Below are 5,725 nucleotides of genomic sequence, written 5' to 3'. Positions count from 1 at the left end.
ATACAAATCTATGTGTTAAATATTTAAAAAAAATTATTAAGCAAAAGCGAATTGATCAAATTATCGACTCTCTAATGAATGAATGGGGAATAAAAAACGACTTTTATAGAAATTTATTCTTTGAATTATTTATAAATGCAATAGTATTTCATGATATTGGTAAAATAAATCCTCAATTTCAATTAGATAAAATGAATAATGATTTATTTAAAAATATAGAATCTGAAAGGAATTACCAATCTAAACATTCATTATTGTCAGCACATATTTATATTGAATATTATAAGGAAAAAGTAATTCATTTGCCTAAAGATATAAGAATAATTATGCTTTCATTTATCTATTTAAATGCTTTTGTTATTTCCAGACATCATAGTCAAATTAACGATTATGAAAAAAATTTTATCAATGAAATTAATAGTGCTAATGAAATAGATAAAAATTTAATTAAATGGTTTAATAAAAATTTGAAATCATTATTAACAATACAAAGCAATATTCAACCAATAAATAAAGATCACCGAAGAAAAACAGAGAGCTTTTTCAAAAATCAGACTACTAATAATAGTGTCAATCTATATTTATATGTTAGATTATTACATTCATTGGTTGTCGCTTGTGATTATTATGCAACAAGTGAATTTAAAAATCGAAAAGAAGTGAAAATGGCTGATTTTCAATTTGATGATATTATTGATGCTTATAGTAATAATCCTCTTGTTAAAAAAATAAGAACAAAAAAAATTGATGATTTTGAGGGGATAAATAAACTACGTACAAAGATTTATTTGGAAACAGAAAATAATTTGTTGAAAAATCTGGATAAAAATATTTTTTATCTTGAAGCACCTACAGGAAGCGGAAAATCAAACACTGCTTTGAATTTAAGCTTGCAATTAGTTAATCAATGTAAAAATTTAAATAAAATCATTTATGTTTATCCTTTCAATACTTTGGTAGAACAGAATATTGAAAATTTAACTAATTGTTTTCAAAGTAATGACATAATGAAGAAAGTAGCGGTTGTTAATTCAGTTACACCGATTAAGATTGATGAGGAAGCATCTATACTCTATAGCAAAAATGAAAAATATCAGCAGGCATTACTTGATCGTCAATTTTTAAATTATCCTATTATTTTAACGACACATGTTAGTTTATTTGATACGATGTTCGGTAATAATCGAGAATCTTCATTTGGATTTTATCAGCTAGCAAATTCAGTTATTGTTTTAGATGAAATTCAAAATTATAGAATTAATATTTGGAGTGAAATGATTGTTTTTCTAAAACAATATACTCACATATTAAATTTAAAAATTATCATTATGTCGGCAACTTTGCCTAATTTAGAATTACTGGCTTTTAATGATAAGCATTCAGTACATCTGATCAATGATAAAAATATCTATTATCAAAATAAACTTTTTAAAGATCGTGTTAAATTAGATTATCATTTATTAAAAGTTAATAATATTGAAGAACGATTATTTATTGAAGTATGCCAACAAAGTTTAGAAAAGAAAAAAATAATGATAGAATTCATTAAACGTGAAACAGCTAATAAATTTTACCAAAGATTAAAAAAGGCAAACTTAGGTTGTGAAGTCTTATTTATTAGTGGTTCGGACAGTATTTTGGAACGTAAAAGAATTATTGAAAAAGTAAAAAAATCATCGCATTTAATTCTTATAGCTACACAAGTAGTTGAAGCAGGTATTGATATAGATATGGATATTGGTTATAAAGATATTTCTAAGCTAGACAGTGAAGAACAGTTGTTAGGCAGAATTAATCGCTCTTGTAAAAAAGAGGGAATTGTTTATTTTTTCAACTTGGATGATGCATCAAAGATTTACAAAAATGATGAAAGAGTTCAACAAAACGTTACTTTACAAAATGAAGAATGTAAAAAGATTTTAGAATCAAAAAGTTTTGATAGTTATTATGAAAAACTATTAAATAATATCAAACAAACTGCTAATGAAGATAATGATAATAATTTACAGGAATTTTTTAGAGATTCAGTTGCCACAATAAAATTTACAAAAGTTGCTGAAAAAATGAATTTAATTCTTGATACTAGAGATTGTGTTTCTATCTATTTAGCTACTGTTATTAAAGATATAGATGGACAAGTATATGATGGAAGAAAAATATGGCAGAAATATGAGGAATTATTATTAGATAATGATATGGATTATTCAAAAAAAGTTATAGAATTATCAAAAATTAAAAGTATTATGAATTATTTTATATTTCGAGTTGGTCGTAATAGTCGATTTGATTATGATAAACAAATTGGTGATCTTTTTTATATTGATGACGGTGAAAAATATATGAAATACGGAAAATTAAATATGAGTATTTTTGATACTGGAAAAGAATTATATATATAGTGATAAGGCAAAAATTGATTATAGTTTATTGTGATGTTGGGAAAAAAGTAAATATAGTTTTTAAAAACCAGTTAAAATAAATAAAATCGTCAGTTTATTTGGAGTTTAGAATATTTCAGTTGTAAAAACAGTTTGTTTATTAGGGTTTAACATTTGATGTAATAATTTAATATACCAACTAATTCTATTATTTTAAAATTTTTTATTAAAAGAAAATGATAAGATTTTCATTATATTTATACTATTTATAAAAAATTATTTGATAAAAGATGCAAGTCATATTTAGGAATTGTGGTTGACTTGATAAATATTTTAGCTTATAATTCAATTGCGACGTTGAAGGAAAATAGTAGTCAATAAAGGCAGCAAAGAGAGCTTGTGGCTGGTGTAAACAAGTATGTACTATTGATGAATACACTCTGGAGTTTCTAGATGAAAAGTCTAGACGGGTAATTCCGTTATTAATGTTGAGAGCATACATTATTATTTGTATGAATAAAGGTGGTACCGCGAGATTTCGTCCTTTAGGATGAAATCTCTTTTTTTATTTAATTATTATTTGGAGGATAGCAGATGAAAATTTATGATGAATTAGTTTGGCGTGGATTGATTAAAGATGTTAGTTCACCTGATTTAGAAGAAAAGCTAAATAATGGGGGAATGACTTTTTATATTGGAACTGATCCAACTGGTGATAGTTTACATATTGGTCACTTTTCTTCATTTTTGATTTCTAAACGTTTAAAAGAAGCAGGGCATAATCCAATTTTATTAGTTGGTGGGGCAACAGGGTTAATTGGTGATCCTAAACCAGACACTGAAAGACCAATGATTACTAAAGAAACAGTTGAACATAACTTTAACTGTTTGAAAAAACAAGCTCAAGATATTTTTGGGTTTGAAGTTGTTAATAACTATGACTGGTCTAAAGATATTAACTTTATTGACTTTTTAAGAGATTATGGAAAATTCTTTAACGTAAACTATATGTTAAATAAAGATATTGTAAAACGTCGTTTGGATGCCGGGATTACTTATACTGAATTTTCTTATATGATTATGCAGGCATTAGATTTTGAATGGCTTTACAACAATAAAAACTGTGTTATGCAAGTAGCTGGACAAGATCAATGGGGTAATATTACGGCTGGAATTGAATTGATTAGAAAAAAAGATGGAAAAGAGGCATACGGATTTACTATGCCATTATTAACTAAAAGTGATGGTACTAAATTTGGTAAAACTAATGGTAAAGCTATTTGGTTAGATCGTGAAAAAACATCACCGTATGAAATGTATCAGTTCTTTATTAATTCTGAAGATGATAAAGTAATTGATTATTTAAAATTCTTAACTTTCTTAACTCCTGAAGAAATTATGGAATTAGAAGAAAAGAATAAAACACAGCCTCATTTAAGAGAAGCCCACAAAGCTTTAGCTAGAGAAGTAATTACTTTCTTACATGGTAAAGAAGCTTATGAAGAAGCCGTTAATATTTCTAAAATGTTATTTTCAGGACAAATCCAGTCACTAACTTTAAAACAAGTTAAAGAATGTTTTGCTGGTGTACCAAGTGTTGAAATCAGTGAAGATCTGAATATTTTAGATGCTTTAATCACTTGTAAAGCTGCTAAAAGTAAAAGAGAAGCCCGCGAATTTGTTAATGGAGGATCAGTGTTGATCAACGGTGAAAGAATCAAAGATGTTGATTTTACTGTAAGTAAAGCTAATGCCTTTGGTAATGAAGCAACAGTTGTTCGTCGTGGTAAAAAGAATTATTTTGTAATTAAACATATTTAAAATCATGGCTCGCCATGATTTTTTGTTTCATAATGTGAAACAAGTAAGCAACTTTTGAAAAAAGTAAAAACATTTTTTAGTTTTTGATAAAATAATAACTAAATACAAGGAGGAAATTGGAAATGAAAGAATTTTCAAAAGATTTTTTATGGGGTGGTGCTGTCGCTGCTAATCAATGTGAAGGAGCCTGGTTAGAAGACGGTAAAGAACCTAATGTTACTGATATCATGGTTGGTATTGGCACTAAAGAGGTAGGATTAAAATGGAATGAAGAAACTAAAAAATGGGAAATGGCTTTAGATAAAAATAAAGTATATTTATCACACGAAGCAATTGATTTTTATCATCGTTATGAAGAAGATTTAGAATTAATGGCAGGAATGGGATTTAATTGTTTTAGAACTTCAATTGCCTGGGGAAGAATTTTTCCTAACGGTGATGAATTGGAACCTAACGAAGCTGGTTTAGAGTTTTATGATCGTTTGATTGATAAAATGATAGAATTAAAAATGGAACCAGTAATTACATTAAGTCACTATGAAACACCATTACATCTACTTACAGAATACGGTGGCTGGAGCAATCATCAATTAATCGAATTTTGGAATCGCTATGTCACAACAGTATTTAAACGTTATCAAGGTAAAGTAAAATACTGGTTAACATTTAATGAAGTAAATAATTTAATGCGTAATCCTTTAGTAGCTGGCGGTTTATTAAGTTTAGATCCAAGCGATAAAAATGATCCAATTGGTTCAATTACCGAAAAAGAAAAATGGCAAGGTTATTATAATATTTGCGTTGCTAATGCCTGGACAGTTAAACTATGCCATGAAATTGATCCTCAAGCTCAGGTAGGCTGCATGCTGACAAGTTCATCAGTTGCTACTTATCCATATAACTGTGATCCTGATAATGTATTCGGTGCTTATGAAGCAGTTAGAAATGCTAATTTTTATTTCGGTGACGCTTTTTGTTTAGGAATTATTCCTGGTTATGTAAAAAGAATTTGGCACGAACATGACTGTACTCCAAAAATGGATGATCAGGAAATTCAATTAATTAAAGATTATCCAGTTGAATTTTTCTCATTTAGTTATTATCGTTCGACTACTTATGATAAAGAAGTTGGCTTAGAAAATAATACTGGTGGTTTAATGGGAAGAGATAATCCATATTTAACAGGCTGTTCACCAAAACCATGGTGCTGGCCAATTGATCCTAAAGGAATTCGTTATGTTTTAAATGTTTTATATGATCGTTATCATTTACCATTATTTATTGTTGAAAACGGAATTGGATTAGATGAAAGTTTAGATGAAAATAACGAAATTAATGATATCGATAGAATTGAATATATCGAAGATCATTTAAAATATGTTTATGAAGCAATTTTAGACGGTGTTGAAGTAATGGGATATTTATATTGGGGACCTATTGATATCGTTTCAGCTGGAACTGGCGAAATGAAAAAACGTTATGGTTTTATTCATGTTGATCGTAATAACGATGGAACTGGAACGCTT

At 27.7% G+C, this 5,725-nt stretch carries 3 protein-coding genes and 1 other annotated feature; all 3 genes read left to right on the top strand.

What is annotated here, in order from left to right; translation table 11 throughout:
- Positions 1 to 2,399: CRISPR-associated helicase Cas3' (cas3, locus tag J7M77_RS00095; RefSeq protein WP_296874804.1), on the top strand; the 2,399-nt coding region annotated here is incomplete at its 5' end.
- A 327-nt stretch (positions 2,400 to 2,726) separates the two neighbouring features.
- Positions 2,727 to 2,927, top strand: a binding site (T-box leader).
- Between the two features lie 45 nt (positions 2,928 to 2,972).
- On the top strand, positions 2,973 to 4,199 hold the full coding sequence (gene tyrS / locus J7M77_RS00090; RefSeq protein WP_296874803.1) for a tyrosine--tRNA ligase: 1,227 nt from the start codon (positions 2,973 to 2,975) through the stop codon (positions 4,197 to 4,199).
- A 122-nt stretch (positions 4,200 to 4,321) separates the two neighbouring features.
- On the top strand, positions 4,322 to 5,725 hold a 1,404-nt coding region (locus J7M77_RS00085; protein ID WP_296874802.1), incomplete at its 3' end, for a glycoside hydrolase family 1 protein.

The sequence above is a fragment of the Thomasclavelia sp. genome, assembly GCF_017889095.1.
In the GTDB taxonomy this organism is placed as follows: Bacteria; Bacillota_I; Bacilli_A; order Erysipelotrichales; family Coprobacillaceae; genus Thomasclavelia.
Note: the sequence above shows the minus strand (reverse complement) of the source record. Positions and strands in the feature narration are given on the sequence as shown.

What these genes read in the sequence shown, in the direction of transcription:
- tyrS (WP_296874803.1), top strand. Translation starts at nt 2,973, where the DNA reads ATGAAAATTTATGATGAATTAGTTTGGCGTGGATTGATTAAAGATGTT.